Raw genomic sequence first — 17,115 nt, forward strand, 5'->3', positions numbered from 1 at the left:
GGCCCCGCCGCCGGGAGGCGAGCCCGATCGCGTCGCCACAGGGAGCGCCCGCGGATCCGCGTCCCGCCCTCCTTCGCGGAGCCCGCCCCGGCGGACGGGCTCGGCCGGACCGCCCTAGGCGCGCTCCAGCTCGAGATAGCCGACCTGGCCCGCGGCGTCGGTGCGATAGCTGAAGCCGCCGATGTCGTTGTCGGAGATCTCGCCCGCGAAGGCCCGGATCTGCGCGTCCGAGCGCAGGAGCAGCTGCCAATCCATGTAGGCATCCATGTAGGCGTCCTCCCGCAACCCGACGAGGAAGTTGCCGACGAGGAGCCGACCGCCGGGGTTCAGCAGCGCGAAGAGGCGGCGGGTGAGGCGGGCGGCGATCCGGTCGTCAAGGTAGTCGTAGAGGCCGGCCGCGTAGATCAGGTCGAACCCGATCAGGCCGTGGCGCCCGGCGATGAAGTCGCGGACGCTGAGGCGCCGCGTCTCGATCGCGGACGGCAGACGGCTCGCATGCGCGGCGGCGACCGCGAGGCTGTCGCGATCCTGATCGGTCGCGACCAGCCGGCCGATGCGGCCGTCCCGGAGGGCCGTGCTGATCTCGGCCTCCCGCAGGTGTCCGCAGGCGACCGCCAGCACCTGGGCGCCCGGTTGGCGCGCCGCCGCGTCGTCGATCGCCCCGGCGAGGATGGTCCGGCGTTCGCGCACCGATGCGCACGGTGCCACGTCCCGGGTGACGCCGTACACCGCGCGGCCGGCCGCGCTGGCCCGGGCGACGACGGGATCGGCGTCCGGGTGACCGTAGACGAGGTCGAGCAGGCCGGCGTCGCCCGGATAGCCGCGGGGGCGCGTGAAGGAATGCTGCGTCAACGGGCATTCTCGCGCCAGCGTGCCGAGGGCGTGATCGCGGATTGTCGGCAGGGCGACATCCCGCCACGCGCCCTCATCGATCTCGGAGCGGATCACGGACAACGTCGCGATGAGCCGGTCCGCCGTGAGGGCGGGATCCGCGACCGCCGCGGCATCGGCGGACAGCGCGTCGAGCCGCGCCCGGAGGGCGTCGCGAAGGAGAAGCTGATCCGCGGACAGCAGCGGACCGGTCAGGTGCGATTCCGCGTCCTCGGAGACTTTCGCCTCGGCAGGGAGCGTCACCTGCGGGAATAGGGGCCGCGGGCGAACAGACATCGTGGCGCGGCTCCTGCGGGCGCGCAGAAGCGGAGCCGAAACTGTGCTCATGATAGGCTTTCCCAAGCTGCTGAGGGGGCGCCAATCGGCTGCACGATGAGGTCGTGTTCTTCCCCGTAACTTGAGTTAACGCATCGCTAATCTTCTGCGCAGAATGCACCGCACCCGAGCGACGAGTTATCCACCAAAACCCCAGGTTGTACACATCTTTGGGTTGAACCAACCTCACATTAACCCTGCGGCCATGAAAAATGCCCACTTCGGGCCTGCCCGGTCTTGCCAAGCTCACGGATCCGTGAATGCGGCTTGCTCAGATCGGTCGATCGCTCTGCGCGGTGACGCGCGCGCAGGAAAAAACCCGCCGCGGCGAGGCCGGGGCGGGTCGGAGTTCGGGCTCGGAAACTCGCCGGCGCCGACGGGAGGGTCGCAGGACCGGCTCCCGGTGATCCGGCGCCGCGATCCTAGCGACGACCCGTCGGGCCCGCTTTCACAAAAGCGAGGGCCGCCTCAATCGTCCATCTTCAGCGCGGCGATGAAGGCTTCCTGCGGGATCTCGACGCGCCCGAACTGGCGCATCTTCTTCTTGCCTTCCTTCTGCTTGTCGAGGAGCTTGCGCTTCCGCGAGATGTCGCCGCCGTAGCACTTGGCGGTGACGTCCTTCGACAGGGCCCGGATGGTCTCGCGGGCGATGATCTTGCCGCCGATCGCCGCCTGGACGGGGATCTGGAACAGGTGGCGGGGGATCAGGTCCTTCAGCTTCTCGCACATGGCGCGACCCCGGCTCTCGGCCCGGGTGCGGTGGACCAGCATCGAGAGGGCGTCGACCGGCTCGGCGTTGACGAGGATCGACATCTTCACGAGGTCGCCCTCGCGGTAGTCGGAGACGTGATAGTCGAACGAGGCGTAGCCCTTGGAGATCGATTTCAGCCGGTCGTAGAAATCGAACACCACCTCGTTAAGGGGCAGATCGTAGACCACCATCGCGCGCTTGCCGACGTAGTTGAGGTCGATCTGGACGCCGCGGCGGTCCTGGCAGAGCTTCAGCACGCCGCCGAGATACTCGTCGGGCGTCAGGATCGTGGCGCGGATCCAGGGCTCCTCGATCGCCTCGATCCGCATCGGGTCGGGCATGTCGGCGGGGTTGTGCAGCTCCTTGATCTCACCGTCGCGCATGGCGAGGCGGTAGACCACGGAGGGCGCCGTCGAGATCAAATCGAGGTTGAATTCGCGCTCCAGCCGCTCTTGAATGATCTCGAGGTGCAGCAGCCCGAGGAAGCCGCACCGGAAGCCGAAGCCGAGCGCCGCGCTGGTCTCCATCTCGTAGGAGAAGCTGGCGTCGTTCAGCCGGAGCTTGCCCATCGCCGAGCGCAGGGTCTCGAACTCGGCCGCGTCCACCGGGAACAGGCCGCAGAACACCACCGCCTGGACGTCCTTGAAGCCCGGCAGCATCGCCGAGGTCTGGCGCTTGTCCTCCGTGATGGTGTCGCCGACGCGGGTGTCGGCCACCTCCTTGATCGAGCCGGTGAGGAAGCCGACCTCGCCGGGGCCGAGTTCGCCGATGTCCTGCATCTTGGGCCGGAACACGCCGATCTTGTCGACGCCGTGGGCGGCGTCCGCGCCCATCATGCGGATGGTCATGCCCTTCTTGAGCACTCCGTCGACCACGCGCACCAGCACCACGACGCCGAGATAGACGTCGTACCAGGAATCGACGAGGAGGGCCTTCAGGGGCGCGTCGCGGTCGCCCTTCGGCGGGGGCAGGCGCTTGACGATCGCCTCCAGCACCGCCTCGATGTTCAGCCCGGTCTTGGCCGAGATCTGCACGGCCTCGGACGCGTCGAGGCCGATCACCTCCTCGATCTGCTCCTTGACGCGCTCCGGCTCGGCGGCGGGAAGGTCGACCTTGTTGAGGACCGGGACGATCTCGTGATTCGCGTCGAGCGCCTGGTAGACGTTGGCGAGCGTCTGCGCCTCGACGCCCTGGCTCGCGTCGACGACGAGGAGCGAGCCCTCGCAGGCCGCGAGCGAGCGCGAGACCTCGTAGGCGAAGTCCACGTGGCCGGGCGTGTCCATCAGGTTGAGGATGTAGTCGCGCCCGTCGTCGGCGCGATACTCCAGGCGCACGGTTTGCGCCTTGATGGTGATGCCGCGCTCCTTCTCGATGTCCATCGAGTCGAGCATCTGCTCGCTCATGTCGCGGAGGGCAACGGTGCCGGTCGCCTGGATCAGGCGGTCGGCCAGAGTCGACTTGCCGTGATCGATATGCGCCACGATCGAGAAGTTGCGGATGTTGTCGATGGGCGCGGTCGTCATCGGCGATGGTCTCCGGCGCGCAGGCCCTCCCTCCGAGACCGCCTCACCACGCCGCGCCTGGCAGGGACGCGCGGATGCCCCGGGGAGGGGCATCGGTGAGGGATCTCAGGGGCCGGTCCGCCTGCGCCGTCTGATGTCGGGGGAACGTCGGTCGGCGCGGGGATAGCAGCGGCACGCAAGCACGCCAAGCGCGGGCGGCGTCGCGGCCATCCCGCGTCGGGCAAGCCTGTCGGGCGATCCTGCGGGGCTGGCCGGAGGCTCAGCGACCGCGGTCGCGGATCAGGCGCTCGATCTCGGCCTCGCCATGCGCGCGGGCCTTGGCCTCGCTCGGATGCTTGCGGTCTGAGCGCTGGTGCAGCTTGCCGTTCTTGCGGATGCTCCACTGGAAGAGGCTGCCGGCTTCTCCAACGGGCTGCACGTCGAGGCTGAAGGGGTAGGTGTCGGACTGTATATCGCTCATGGCGCCTATATGGAGCGAAGCGCCGGCTCGCGCCATACCCACGAGCGCATGCGCCGCGTGCGAATGCGAATCTGTCACGAAGGATCCGGCGCGCCCGGCGCCGCGCCGGCCCGTGCGGCGGCCGCCATCGCGACCAGGGCCTTGCGCAACGCCCCCATGTCGCTGATTCGCTCCGGATAGGTGACGCGGGCGGTGCGATCGCCCGCGATCAGGTCGAGTCCCTCCGGGTCGAGGCCGGTGAGGCGCCACGATCCCTCGCCGGCCTTGCCCGCGTAGAGGGCGAGGGCGTCGGCGTGATCGGCGTTCATGTGCTCGACGGCGCCGCGTTCGCCCGCCACGATCGCCTCGGCGCCGGAGAGGTCGAGGAGAAGCTCCTCGCGGGTCAGCGTCGCGGCCTTGGCGAAGCCGCCGTTCAGGTGCCCGGCCGAGGGGGCGAGCGCGAAGAAGCCGAAATCGGGGAAGTCCGCGTAGAGCTTCGCCTTCGGGTGGCGGGCGAGAAAGCGCTCGCGGGCGCGCGGATCCGGCGTGCGCTCCGCCCGGCCCGCGACGGTCAGGCGCGGATGGGCGAGGGGATCGCCCTTGCCGCCGGCCGAGAACAGCAGCGAGCAGCGCGGATCGGCCATCAGGTTGCGGGTATGGGCAGAGAGCCGCGACAGCAGCATCAGCGGCGTGCCGTCGAGGTCGGTGGCGATGGTGACGAGCGAGGCGAAGGGCGTCCCGTCGGGCTCCAGCGTCGCCAGCGCGCCGGAGCGAATCGTGCGCAGCAATTCACGCGCGAGGCCGATCGCGTCGAAATTCGCCTCCGCCGCGGGGAAGGGCCGCGCCGGGCCACGCCCCTCGGCTGCTCCTCGGCCCGGCTCACCGCCCTCCGTCACCGCGCCCTCGTCCGTGCCTGCCATCGCGCCCGCCCCGCTGAAATCCCGGGCCGATCATAGGCCGATCGGGCGGCGGAGCGAGGGGGGCGGCCCGCGACGTTTCGGGCCGAATCCCGCGGTGCCGATGCCGGAATCTACAGCCCGCGCGGGGCGGGTGGGCCCTCGGAGGGTGCCCGAGAACCGCATGCGTTCACCGTCGCGTGAGCGGCCGGATACGGCCAAGCTACGACCGACGCTCGCTTTTTTGGCAGGTTCATACTAAAGCACCTGTCCCTTCCACGCGAAGCGGGCGTGCTGCGATCGCCGCCCGGCCGCCTCGCGATCACGCCTGCCCCGGCCGGGGCCGGACCCGGCTCTCCAGGGCCGGGCGCCGCCGCCGCCGTTTCAGTCAGGGACCGCGCATGCCCACCATCGCCCTCGTCGACGACGACCGAAACATCCTCACATCGGTCTCGATCGCCCTCGAAACCGAGGGCTACCGGATCCAGACCTACACCGACGGCGCCTCAGCGCTGGACGGCCTGCGCCACTCGCCGCCCGACCTGGCGATCTTCGACATCAAGATGCCGCGCATGGACGGGATGGAGCTTCTCAGGCGCCTGCGGCAGAAATCGGACCTTCCGGTGATCTTTCTGACGTCGAAGGACGAGGAGATCGACGAGTTGTTCGGCCTCAAGATGGGCGCCGACGACTTCATCCATAAGCCGTTCTCGCAGCGCCTCCTCGTCGAGCGGGTGAAGGCGGTCCTGCGCCGATTCGCCCCGAAGGAGGGTCCCGGCGCCCCCGCCCGGGAAGCCGATGCGGCGGCCCGCTCCCTGGAGCGCGGCGCCCTGATGATGGACCCCGAGCGTCACACCTGCACCTGGAAGGGTGAGCCCGTGACGCTGACCGTGACGGAGTTCCTGATCCTACAGGCCCTGGCCCACCGGCCGGGCGTTGTGAAGAGCCGCAACGCCCTCATGGACGCGGCCTATGACGATCAGGTCTACGTCGACGACCGCACGATCGACAGCCACATCAAGCGCCTGCGCAAGAAGTTCAAGGTCACCGACACGAGCTTCGACATGATCGAGACGCTCTACGGCGTGGGCTACCGCTTCAAGGAGAGCTGAGCCGCTCCGCCGGTCCCCGCCTCCGCTCCGCGAGATCGCCCCGCATCGTGCCGTCCACCACAGACGAAGCCCCGCGCCGCGGCCTGTTCGGCCGTCCGCTGACCTCTCCGCTCGGCTGGCCCCGCGCCCTCTGGGGCGGGATCGGCCAGCGGGCGGCGTCGAGCCTGACCCGCCGCATCGTCGTGCTCAACCTGGTCGGGCTGATCGCCCTTCTGGTCGGGTTCCTCTACCTGAACCAGTTCCGCCAGGGGCTGATCCAGGCCCGCGTGCAGAGCCTCGCGATCCAGGGCGAGATCATCGCGAGCGCCATCGCCTCGTCGGCCTCCGTCGATACCGACGCGATCAGGATCGATCCCGACAAGCTGCTGCAGGACCAGGCCGGGGAGGGGGCGGGCGAGGAGGAGGCCTCGCCCCTCGCATTCTCCCTCAACCCGGAGCGCGTCGCGCCGCTCCTGTCCCGCCTCGTCACGCCCACCGGCAACCGCGCCCGCGTCTACGACCGCGAGGGCGGCCTGCTCTTCGACACGCGCTCGCTGTTCAACCGCGCCGATGCGCGGGGCGACGCCATACCGACCCACAAGCGCAACGTCCTCGAGCAGGCCTTCGACTTCGTGCAGACGCGCATCGCCGCCCTGTTCGGCGGCCGCGGCAAGCCGCAGGAGGAGATCGGGCCGGCCAACGGGCACTCCCTGCGCGAGGTGCAGACCGCCCTCGCCGGCGCCCGCGGCAGCCTCGTCCGGCGCAACACCATCGGGGAGACGACCGTCTCGGTGGCGGTGCCGATCCACAAGGCGGGCTCGGTCCGGGGGGCCCTGCTCCTGTCCACCCAGGGCGACGCCATCGACCGGGTGATCGCCTCAGAGCGCTTCGGGCTGTTCCAGGTCTTCATCGTCGCCGCGCTGATCATGGTGGTGCTCTCGATCCTTCTCGCCGGCGCCATCGCGGGGCCGGTGCGGCGCCTCGCCGAGGCCGCCGAAAAGGTGCGGATGGGCATCAAGACCCGCGAGGAGATTCCCGATTTCACCGACCGCACCGACGAGATCGGACATCTCTCGGGCGCCCTGCGGGACATGACCCAGGCGCTCTACCGGCGCATCGACGCCATCGAGAGCTTCGCGGCCGATGTCAGCCACGAGCTGAAGAACCCGCTGACCTCGCTGCGCAGCGCGGTCGAGACCCTGCCGCTCGCCAAGACCGACGATTCGCGCGGGCGCCTGATGGCGATCATCCAGCACGACGTGAAGCGGCTCGACCGGCTGATCAGCGACATCGCCGACGCCTCGCGCCTCGATGCGGAGCTCGCCCGGGCGGAGGCACGGCGCGTCGACATGCGCCGCCTGCTGACGACGGTGGTCTCGGTGGCCAACGAGCGCCGCAGAGCCAAGGATTGCCTGATCCAGCTGGACATCGAGGCCCCGGCCGGCGAGCCGGATTCGCCCTTCGCGATCATCGGCCACGACAGCCGCCTCGGTCAGGTCGTCAACAACCTGCTCGACAACGCGCGCTCGTTCTCGCCCTCCGACGCCAAGGTGCGTGTGGCGCTCCGCCGGGTGCGCGGCGAGGTCGAGATGATCTGCGAGGACGAGGGCCCCGGCATCCCCGAGCACGCTCTGGAGCGGATCTTCGAGCGCTTCTACACCGACCGGCCGGAGCAGGGCTTCGGGCAGAATTCCGGCCTCGGCCTCTCGATCTCGCGCCAGATCGTCCAGGCCCATCGCGGCTCGATCCGTGCCGAGAACCGGCCGGGCCCGGCCAACGAGGATGGCGAGCCCACCGTGCGCGGGGCGCGCTTCATCGTGCGCCTGCCGGCCGCGCCGCGCCAGCTCGCCAGCGCCTGAGGCGGCCCGGGCCGTGACCGCGCTCACCTGCCACGCCAGCTGCCTGGTCCTCGGCGAGGCGGGCGTGCTGATCCGGGGCGAATCAGGCAGCGGCAAGTCGAGCCTGGCGCTCGCCCTGATCGACCGGGCCGACCGCTCGGCACTCCACGGCGCCCTCGTGGGCGACGACCGGATCCGGTTGGCCGCCCGGCACGGGCGCCTCGTCGCGCGGCCGCACCCGGCCATCGCGGGGCGGATCGAGATCCGCGGAATCGGCATCGTCCCGGCGCCCGCCGAACCGGCCTGCATCGTCCGGCTGGTGGTCGATCTCGTGGAGAGCCTGCCGCGGATGCCGTCCGAGGCCGTAGACCGCTGCGAGATCCTCGGCGTGGAGCTGCCGCGGCTGCGCCTCGACCGCGCCCTGCGCGATACGGGGCTGGCCCCGATTCTGGTCCTGCGCGCCCTGAGCGTGGCTTCGCAGCCGCACATCGCGGCCGAGCGCGCCGAGCCGCGCGCCGGCCCATAGCGCGCCGGCGGCCTCCGTGGCATGATTGTGGCGTTAGTTCGAGCAAAACGTCGCGACTGCCTTGTGTTAATGTGTGCGATGCACAACATGGCGGCCCGGTTCACAGGACGTCGGAACACGCGTCGATGATTGGCATGGTGCTCGTCACCCACGGCATGCTCGCGACCGAATTCAAGGCCGCTCTGGAGCACGTGGTGGGCCCGCAGGAGCAGATCGAGACGATCACGATCGGCCCCGAGGACGACATGGAGCTGCGCCGGCGGGACATCATGTCCGCCGTGGGCCGCGTGAATACCGGCACGGGCGTCGTCGTGCTCACCGATATGTTCGGCGGCACGCCGTCGAATCTCGCGCTCTCCTGCATGAATGGCGGCGCCGTCGAGGTGGTTGCCGGCATCAATCTGCCGATGCTGATCAAGCTCGCCAGCGTCCGCGACGAGGAATCGCTGGGCGACGCCGTGCTCCACGCCCAGGAGGCGGGGCGCAAGTACATCAACGTCGCCTCCCGGGTGCTGGCCGGGAAGTAGGGCCGTCCCCGGATCGGACCGGGACGCGTCGTCGCTCCGAATCGATACGGACTTTCGTCCCGGCGCCGAACCCGCTAGGCACGAAGCGCGACGGGACCGAGGCCGTCAACCGCTGCGGCGACGGTCCGCGCGGCACTCCCGATCAGGGCGCAGCCAGCCGATGGACGACCTCTTCGAGCCCGACGATCTGCCGCCGGTGCCCGAGGGCGGATTGCTGCGCGTCCTTCCGATCATCAACCGCCGCGGCCTGCACGCGCGCGCCTCGGCGAAATTCGTCCAGACCGTCGAGCGCTTCGACGCCGCCGTGACGGTGACGCGGGCCGGCGAGACGGTGGGCGGGCGCTCGATCATGGGGCTCCTCACACTTGGGGCGGCACAGGGCACCTCCGTGGCCGTCACCGCCGCCGGGAGCGACGCGGATGCCTGCCTCGCCGCCATCGAGGCGTTGCTGGCCAACCGCTTCGGCGAGGACGAGTAGGGCAGCGCGAGGCCGAATGTCGGGAGCCGGCAGGGCGCCGGCGTTGACCGGCGGTCGCATCTGCACTAGTGAGGCGCCGTCAACGGGGCTCCGATGAGGGGCCCCGTCGCATTTTCATACGCACCCGTGGGCGGTCTCAACCCCGTCCTGTCGCCTCGAGGCTCCGGCCTGCGGGGAGAGGAGGGCGCGTTCCTCACAAGACGAACACGAAGATCAGAGGACACGCGATGTCGAAGCGCATCCAGGCGAAGCATAAGCTCGATCGCCGCATGGGTCAGAACATCTGGGGCCGCCCGAAGAGCCCCGTGAACCGCCGCGAGTACGGCCCCGGCCAGCACGGCCAGCGCCGCAAGGGCAAGATGAGCGACTTCGGCACGCAGCTGCGCGCCAAGCAGAAGCTCAAGGGCTATTACGGCAACATCACCGAGAAGCAGTTCCGCCGCTACTACGCCGAGGCGATCCGCCTGCGCGGCGATTCCGGCGAGAACCTCGTCGGCCTGCTCGAGCGGCGCCTCGACGCGGTGGTGTACCGCGCCAAGTTCGTCGCGACCCCGTTCGCCGCGCGCCAGTTCATCAACCACGGCCACATCAAGGTGAATGGCCAGCGGGTGAACATCCCGAGCTTCCTCGTGAAGCCCGGCGACGTGATCGAGGTCAAGGAAGCCGCCCGCCAGTTCGAGGTCGTGATCGTGGCGACCCAGCTGCCCGAGCGCGACGTGCCCGACTACATCGAGGTCGATCACCAGAAGATGACGGCGCGCGTGACCCGCGTCCCGGGCCTCTCCGAGGTGCCCTACCCGGTGCAGATGGAGCCGAACTTGGTCATCGAGTTCTACTCGCGCTGATCCGTCCGCGCGGACGGCCCAATCGAGCCCCTTCGTGGAAAGGCCCGCGCCGCGCGCGGGCCTTTTCGCGTTTCGGCAGGCGCACACCGTCGCGCAGCGCGCCAGAGGCCTTCGCGGTCGGCCGCCGCTTCGATTCGCGTCGGGGCTATCCTATGATCGGCGGCCCCTGATTCCCGGGCCGCCTCGGTCCCGCCGACTGGACAGGATCCGCTCATGCCTCTCGCAGCCGTGTCCGAACCGCCGGGAGCGGGCGCGAAGCAGGCCGGCGCCTTCCGCACCATCAGCGAGGTCTCGGAGGATCTCGAGGTGCCCCAGCACGCCCTGCGGTTCTGGGAAACCCGGTTCGGGCAGATCCGTCCGCTGAAGCGGGCGGGAGGGCGGCGCTACTACCGCCCCGAGGATGTCGAGCTGATCGCGGGCATCCGGCACCTGCTGCATGTGCAGCGCTACACCATCAAGGGCGCCCAGCGGGTCATCCGGGAGAAGGGCGTGCGGTTCGTGCAGGCGGTGGGCCGCGGCGAAGCCGTGGCCGCGGCGCCCTCGCCCGTGGAGGTCGAGGGCGAGGCCGGCGCGGCGTTCGCCGAGGCGATGCCGGCGGGCGCGGCATTGGCCGGCGCGGCTCGGCCGACGCTCGAGGCCGCGCTCGCCGACCTGAAGGCCTGCCGGTCGGCGCTCCGGGCCCTGCGCACCGGCTCCGCGCCCGACGCCTGAGACCGGGCATTGCGGCGGGACGCCCCGCGATCGGCGGCCGCGCCCTCGACGCGCGCGCGCGGCCTCCCCACATGGCGGTCTCCGGCGCACGCGACATCCGATTGCCGGTCTTAGGGAGCCTCGTCCATGTCCTTCGCCCGCCCGCTCGCCGCCCTCGTCGCGGGCAGCCTGCTCGTCGGTCCGGCCCTCGCCGAGACGACGCAGAAGAGCGAGACGGTCGCCGCCGGCAAGACCGCGCGGCTGATCCTCGTGCCGAACCTCAAGAAGGATTGCTCCGAGGGGCCGATGCCGGAGTTCCGCTTCTCGGGCGCGCCCAAGAACGGCGTCCTGATCACCAAGTCCGCCAAGCAGAAGACCCCGGCGAGCTACCGCTGCCCCAACAAGGAGGCCTCGGTCCAGGCGGTGTTCTATCAGCCCAAGGACGGGTTCACGGGCAGCGACGAGGTGACGTTCGAGGTCCGGAACTCGGATGCTCAGATACAGACCTACGTCTTCAAGCTGACCGTCGGCTCGGCATCCGGCAAGGCCGGCGCCGACCAGAACAAATCCGACGCGGATTCGAAGAAGGACAACACCGAACTTTGACCGCCGAACACTTCATTGTGCGGTGCACGGGCTCGGCCGACCAGGGTCCGGGTCCGCATTCGGCCCACCGGCCGAGGGCGTTGATTGTCCGCGCGGAACGGCGGAGTGTTGCATGCAGCACACGCAGCGGCGGCGTGTTCGACGCACTGCGACAAAAGCGGGCCTGTCAGTTGCATCCGATGCGGGACAGGATGAAGCTAACCGCGGTCTGAGAGGGTTATCGAATGCCGATGCATGCGACGAACGACCTTTTCCAGAGCTTCGCCAGAGGCTACGAGGCGCGCCGCGACACGGAGATGACGCTCTCCGAGTATCTGGAGGCGTGCCGCGACGAGCCGCTGATGTTCGCCTCCGCCGCGGAGCGCATCCTCGAGGCCATCGGCAAGCCCGAGTTCATCGACACCGCCAAGGATTCCCGCCTCGGCCGGATCTTCATGAACCGGACGATCCGGACCTACCCGGCCTTCGCCGAGTTCTACGGCATGGAGGAGACGATCGAGCGGATCGTCTCGTTCTTCCGCCACGCCGCGCAGGGGCTGGAGGAGCGCAAGCAGATCCTCTACCTGCTCGGGCCCGTCGGCGGCGGCAAGTCCTCGCTCGCCGAACGCCTGAAGGCGCTGATGGAGGTCCACCCGATCTACGTGCTCAAGGCCGGCAACGAGGTCTCCCCGGTCTTCGAGAGCCCGCTCGGCCTGTTCGATCCCGAGATCATGGGCGCGGAGATCCAGAGCCGCTACGGCATCCCGCGCCGCCGCCTCACCGGGCTGATGAGCCCCTGGGCGCTGAAGCGCCTCGACGAGTTCAACGGCGACATCTCGAAGTTCACGGTCATCAAGGTGCGGCCCTCGCGCCTGCGCCAGATCGGCATCGCCAAGACCGAGCCGGGCGACGAGAACAACCAGGATATCTCGAGCCTCGTCGGCAAGGTCGACATCCGCCGGCTCGAGACGCTGAGCCAGGCCGACCCGGATGCGTATTCCTACTCGGGCGGATTGAACCGGGCGAACCAGGGCGTCTTGGAATTCGTCGAGATGTTCAAGGCCCCGATCAAGATGCTGCATCCGCTGCTCACGGCGACGCAGGAGGGCAACTACGTCGGCACCGAGAATATCGGCGCGATCCCGTTCACCGGCGTGATCCTCGCCCACTCGAACGAGTCCGAGTGGCAGACCTTCAAGACCAACAAGAACAACGAAGCCTTCATCGATCGCATCTACGTGATCAAGGTGCCCTACTGCCTCCGCGTCACCGAGGAGCAGCGCATCTACGAGAAGCTGATCTCGGGCTCCGAGCTGTCGGACGCGGCCTGCGCGCCCGGCACCCTGGAGATGCTGGCGCGGTTCTCGGTGCTGTCGCGCCTGCGCGAGCACGCGAATTCCAACGTCTTCTCCAAGATGCGGGTCTATGACGGCGAGTCCCTGCGCGAGGTCGATCCCCGCGCCCGCTCGATGCAGGAGTACAAGGACACGGCCGGCGTCGACGAGGGCATGGACGGAATCTCGACCCGCTTCGCCTTCAAGGTCCTGGCCGCGACCTTCAACCACGACACCACGGAGGTGTCGGCCGATCCGGTGCACCTGATGTACGTGCTGGAGCAGGCGCTGCGGCGCGAGCAGCTGCCGGCGGAAACCGAGAAGCGCTATCTGGAGTTCATCAAGACCGAGCTCGCCCCGCGCTACGCCGAGTTCATCGGGCACGAGATCCAGAAGGCCTACCTCGAGTCCTATCACGATTACGGCCAGAACCTGTTCGACCGCTACATCGATTACGCGGACGCCTGGATCGAGGATCAGGACTTCAAGGACGCCGAGACGGGGCAGCTCCTGAACCGCGAGCTCCTGAACCAGGAGCTCACCAAGATCGAGAAGCCCGCCGGCATCGCCAATCCGAAGGACTTCCGCAACGAGGTGGTGAAGTTCGCCCTGCGCTCGCGGGCGCAGCACGGGGGCCGCAACCCGAACTGGACCAGCTACGAGAAGCTGCGCGAGGTGATCGAGCGGCGGATGTTCTCCCAGGTCGAGGAATTGCTGCCGGTCATCTCCTTCGGCTCCAAGAAGGACGGCGACACCGAGAAGAAGCACGGCGAGTTCGTCGATCGCATGGTGGAGCGCGGCTACACCGAGCGGCAGGTCCGCCGCCTGGTGGAATGGTACATGCGGGTCAAGCAGGCGGGGTGAGGGGAGAGCCCCGATCGGGGCCTGTCGACCCTCAGCCGCCACAGTTTCGGACGACCGGCCGTCGATGATGCGGCGGCCGGGCATGCAGCGGGCGAGGGTTCGGATACCGGATGCACATCGTCGACCGTCGGCTCAATCCCGGGGGCAAGAGCCTCCCCAACCGCCAGCGCTTCCTGCGCCGGGTCAAGGACGTGGCGCAGCGCGCCGTGCGCGAATCCGCCCGTGAGCGCGACATCAAGGATCTCGGCAAGGACGGACGCGTCACCGTACCGGCGGACGGCGTGCGCGAGCCGCGCTTCTCCCGCCAGCCCGGCACCGGCCTTCAGGACCACATCCTGCCCGGGAACAAGACCTACGTGGAGGGCGACACGATCGAGCGCCCGCCGGGCGGCGGCGGCGGACGGGGCTCGGGCGAGGGCGGCGAGGGCGGTGAGAACAGCGAGGACGCCTTCCGCTTCGTGCTGACGCGCGACGAGTTCCTCGAACTCTTCCTCGAGGATCTCGAACTGCCCGACCTCGCCAAGCGGCGCCTCGCCGTCGTCGAGACCGAGGGCCTGCGCAGGGCCGGCTACACCGTCTCCGGGTCGCCCGCGAACTTGGCGCTCGGCCGGACGCTGCGCAACTCGATGTCGCGGCGGATCGCCCTGAAGCGCCCGAAGCCCGAGGAACTGGCCGCGCTCGAGGCCCGGATCGAGGGACTGGCGGAAGATTCGCCGGAGCGGGCGGACCTTGTCGAATCCCTGCGGCTGCTGCGGGAGCGCTCGAAGCGCATCCCCTACGTCGATCCGATCGACCTGCGCTTCCGCCGCTTCGAGCCCTATCCGCGCCCGATCGCCCAGGCCGTGATGTTCTGCCTGATGGACGTGTCCGGCTCGATGACCGAGCACATGAAGGACCTCGCCAAGCGGTTCTACATCCTGCTGCACATCTTCCTGACGCGCCGGTACCGGCACGTGGAGATCGTGTTCATCCGCCACACCGATCGCGCCACTGAGGTGGACGAGGAGACCTTCTTCGGCTCCCGCGAGACGGGCGGCACGCTGGTCTCCTCGGCTCTGGTCGAGATGAAGCGCATCATCTCCGAGCGCTACTCGCCCGACGACTGGAACATCTACGCGGCGCAGGCCTCCGACGGCGACAACGTCTCGTCGGACGGGCCCACGGCGACGGAATTGCTGCGTGCCCACATCCTGCCCGCCTGCCAGCACTTCGCCTACCTCGAGGTCGGCGACGAGAACGGGCCGCGCGCGGGCTTCGTCGAGCATCGGACCACGCTCTGGCGCACCTACGAGGCCATCGCCAAGGCGGGCGGCCCGGTGGCCATGCGCAAGGTGAACCATCGGCGCGAGATCTACCCGGTGTTCCGTGAGCTGTTCGGCCGCAAGGACGCGAAGGCCGAGGCCTGAGCGATCGCCACAGGCCCGTCTCCGTGCGGGGGCGGGAGATGCGTTGAGAGGACCGGCTCATGGTGGCTAGCCCGACCCGATCGAAACCGCAGATCATCTCCGGCGGGCAGAAACCCCTGTTCACCGGGAACGACTGGGATTTCGACACCATCCGGCGCATCCACGATGCCTGCGAGTCGATCGCCGGGCCGGAGCTCGGCCTGTCCTGGTACCCGAACCAGATCGAGATCATCACGGCCGAGCAGATGCTCGACGCCTACGCGTCGATCGGCATGCCGCTGTTCTACAAGCACTGGTCGTTCGGCAAGCACTTCGCCCAGCACGAGGCCGGCTATCGCCGCGGCCTGATGGGGCTGGCCTACGAGATCGTCATCAACTCGGATCCGTGCATCTCCTACGTGATGGAGGAGAACTCGGCGACGATGCAGACCCTCGTCATCGCGCACGCCGCCTTCGGCCACAACCACTTCTTCAAGAACAACTATCTGTTCCGGCAATGGACGGATGCCGAGGGCATCCTCGACTATCTCGACTTCGCCAAGGGCTTCATCGCCCGCTGCGAGGAGCGGCACGGCCATCAGGCGGTGGAGCAGGTGCTCGACGCCGCCCACGCGCTGATGAGCCAGGGCGTGCACCGCTACCCGCGCAAGAAGCGCCCGGACCTCGCCTCCGAGCAGCGGCGGGAGCGCGAGCGCATCGAGCACGGCGAGCAGATCTACAACGATCTCTGGCGCACGCTCCCCGCCAAGACCGGCGCGGTGCGCTCGGACGCGGCGGCCGAGCGGCGGCGGGCGCTGCTGGAATTGCCGCAGGAGAACATCCTCTACTTCCTGGAGAAGGTCGCCCCGCGCCTGCGCCCGTGGCAGCGCGAGATCCTGCGGATCGTCCGCCTCGTGGCGCAGTACTTCTACCCGCAGCGCCAGACCAAGGTGATGAACGAGGGCTGCGCCACCTACTGCCATTACCGCATCATGAACGCGCTCTCGGAGAAGGGCCTGATCGGCGAGGCGGCCTATCTCGAGTTCCTGCAATCGCACACCAACGTCATCCGGCAGCCGACCTACGACGACCGCTCCTACGGCGGCCACAACCCCTACGCGATCGGCTTCGCGATGATGCAGGACATCGCCCGCATCGTGGAGGCGCCCACCGCCGAGGACCGCGAGTGGTTCCCCGAGATCGCCGGGACCGGCGATCCGATGGCGGTGCTGCGCGACTGCTGGGAGAATTACCGCGACGAGAGCTTCATCGCGCAGTTCCTTTCGCCCAAGCTGATGCGGGACCTGCGCCTGTTCCACGTGGTGGACGATCCAGAGGAATCGGAGCTGCGCGTCGCCGCGATCCACGACGAGCGCGGCTACCGCAAGATGCGCCGCTCCTTCGCCCGCCAGTACGACGTGGCCTGGCTCGATCCCGACATCGAGGTGGTGGACGTCGATCTCGAAGGCGACCGCAAGCTGATCCTGCACCACAAGGCGATCAACCGGATCACACTGCAGAAGGAGGATGCGGGCCGGGTGCTCCAGCACCTCGCCGACCTCTGGGGCTACGATGCCGTGCTGAAGGAGATCGACCCGGCCACCGGGACGGTGCTGGCCGAGCACATGGCGAGCGCGCGGCCGATCTTCTTCTGAGCGTCGGACACCGCATGCCCGCCACGACCGCCCCCGTGATGACGCTCGCCGAGACGCGGGACTTTCTCGATGCCGAGTTCCCGCAGATGCAGGCCGGCGGGCGCGCCTATCACCTCGAGGCGGTGGGCCCGCTCTGCGCGCGGATGCGGCTGGAGGCGCAGGCGCGCTTCCTGCGACCGGGCGCGACGGTGTCCGGCCCGGCCATGATGGCGCTCGCCGATTACGCGCTCTACGCGGCGATCCTCGCCAATATCGGTCCGGTGGCCCTCGCCGTCACCACGAGCCTCAGCTTCAACTTCCTGCGCAAGCCCGCCTCCGGCGACATCCTGGCGGATTGCCGCCTGCTCAAGCTCGGGCGCCGGCTCGCGGTGGGCGAGGTACTGATCACCGCGGCGGGCAGCGACGACCTCGTCTGCCACGCCACCGGGACCTACTCGATCCCGCCGCGCTGAAACGGCTCGTCCGCGGCGATCCCCTCCGGT

At 69.1% G+C, this 17,115-nt stretch carries 16 protein-coding genes; 12 read left to right on the forward strand and 4 right to left on the reverse strand.

Translation table 11 applies throughout. The features are described 5' to 3' along the window. Nucleotides 1–114: 114 nt before the first annotated feature. The 4 genes from ACS5RC_RS19485 to ACS5RC_RS19500 form a co-directional block, all read right to left on the reverse strand. Complete coding sequence (locus tag ACS5RC_RS19485) at nt 115–1,167, reverse strand: class I SAM-dependent methyltransferase (RefSeq protein ID WP_478345558.1); 1,053 nt, start codon at nt 1,165–1,167, stop codon at nt 115–117. 507 nt (nt 1,168–1,674) lie between these two features. Next, nucleotides 1,675–3,480 carry a translation elongation factor 4 gene (lepA, locus tag ACS5RC_RS19490; RefSeq protein ID WP_478345559.1) on the reverse strand — a complete coding sequence of 602 codons (1,806 nt, stop codon included), beginning with the start codon at nt 3,478–3,480 and terminating at the stop codon, nt 1,675–1,677. Between the two features lie 259 nt (nt 3,481–3,739). Then, a complete protein-coding gene (locus ACS5RC_RS19495; protein WP_478345560.1) occupies nt 3,740–3,940 on the reverse strand; it encodes a hypothetical protein in 201 nt (66 codons plus the stop codon). 74 nt (nt 3,941–4,014) lie between these two features. Then, entirely contained in the window at nt 4,015–4,839 is an 825-nt protein-coding gene (locus ACS5RC_RS19500) for a HugZ family pyridoxamine 5'-phosphate oxidase (RefSeq protein ID WP_478345561.1), read from the reverse strand. Between the two features lie 377 nt (nt 4,840–5,216). Between ACS5RC_RS19500 and ACS5RC_RS19505 the strand changes: the two genes are divergently transcribed. From ACS5RC_RS19505 to ACS5RC_RS19560, 12 genes are all read left to right on the forward strand, one after another. Next, nucleotides 5,217–5,927, forward strand: coding sequence for a response regulator transcription factor (locus ACS5RC_RS19505; protein ID WP_478345562.1), 711 nt, complete (start codon nt 5,217–5,219; stop codon nt 5,925–5,927). 47 nt (nt 5,928–5,974) lie between these two features. Beyond that, the gene (locus ACS5RC_RS19510; protein WP_478345563.1) at nt 5,975–7,765 is read left to right on the forward strand and encodes a stimulus-sensing domain-containing protein; all 1,791 of its coding nucleotides are present in this window, start codon (nt 5,975–5,977) and stop codon (nt 7,763–7,765) included. Nucleotides 7,766–7,778: 13 nt separating this feature from the next. Beyond that, nucleotides 7,779–8,270, forward strand: coding sequence for an HPr kinase/phosphorylase (locus ACS5RC_RS19515; protein ID WP_478345564.1), 492 nt, complete (start codon nt 7,779–7,781; stop codon nt 8,268–8,270). A 125-nt stretch (nt 8,271–8,395) separates the two neighbouring features. Continuing rightward, on the forward strand, nt 8,396–8,797 hold the full coding sequence (locus ACS5RC_RS19520) for a PTS sugar transporter subunit IIA (RefSeq protein ID WP_478345565.1): 402 nt from the start codon (nt 8,396–8,398) through the stop codon (nt 8,795–8,797). A 160-nt stretch (nt 8,798–8,957) separates the two neighbouring features. Beyond that, complete coding sequence (locus ACS5RC_RS19525; RefSeq protein ID WP_478345566.1) at nt 8,958–9,275, forward strand: HPr family phosphocarrier protein; 318 nt, start codon at nt 8,958–8,960, stop codon at nt 9,273–9,275. Between the two features lie 227 nt (nt 9,276–9,502). Continuing rightward, entirely contained in the window at nt 9,503–10,120 is a 618-nt protein-coding gene (gene rpsD, locus ACS5RC_RS19530; RefSeq protein WP_478345567.1) for a 30S ribosomal protein S4, read from the forward strand. A 213-nt stretch (nt 10,121–10,333) separates the two neighbouring features. Then, nucleotides 10,334–10,831, forward strand: coding sequence for a MerR family transcriptional regulator (locus tag ACS5RC_RS19535; protein WP_478345568.1), 498 nt, complete (start codon nt 10,334–10,336; stop codon nt 10,829–10,831). 126 nt (nt 10,832–10,957) lie between these two features. Further along, nucleotides 10,958–11,416: a 4-aminobutyrate aminotransferase gene (locus tag ACS5RC_RS19540; protein WP_478345569.1), complete on the forward strand. Its 459-nt coding sequence runs from the start codon at nt 10,958–10,960 to the stop codon at nt 11,414–11,416. A 224-nt stretch (nt 11,417–11,640) separates the two neighbouring features. Next, the gene (locus ACS5RC_RS19545; protein ID WP_478345570.1) at nt 11,641–13,593 is read left to right on the forward strand and encodes a PrkA family serine protein kinase; all 1,953 of its coding nucleotides are present in this window, start codon (nt 11,641–11,643) and stop codon (nt 13,591–13,593) included. 110 nt (nt 13,594–13,703) lie between these two features. Continuing rightward, nucleotides 13,704–14,999, forward strand: a complete 1,296-nt coding sequence (locus tag ACS5RC_RS19550) for a YeaH/YhbH family protein (protein ID WP_478345571.1) — start codon at nt 13,704–13,706, stop codon at nt 14,997–14,999. Nucleotides 15,000–15,058: 59 nt separating this feature from the next. After that, a complete protein-coding gene (locus ACS5RC_RS19555; RefSeq protein ID WP_478345572.1) occupies nt 15,059–16,633 on the forward strand; it encodes a SpoVR family protein in 1,575 nt (524 codons plus the stop codon). Between the two features lie 14 nt (nt 16,634–16,647). Next, on the forward strand, nt 16,648–17,085 hold the full coding sequence (locus ACS5RC_RS19560) for a PaaI family thioesterase (protein WP_478345573.1): 438 nt from the start codon (nt 16,648–16,650) through the stop codon (nt 17,083–17,085). Nucleotides 17,086–17,115: the final 30 nt, after the last annotated feature.

It is taken from the genome of Methylobacterium sp. HJ2, from assembly GCF_056431005.1.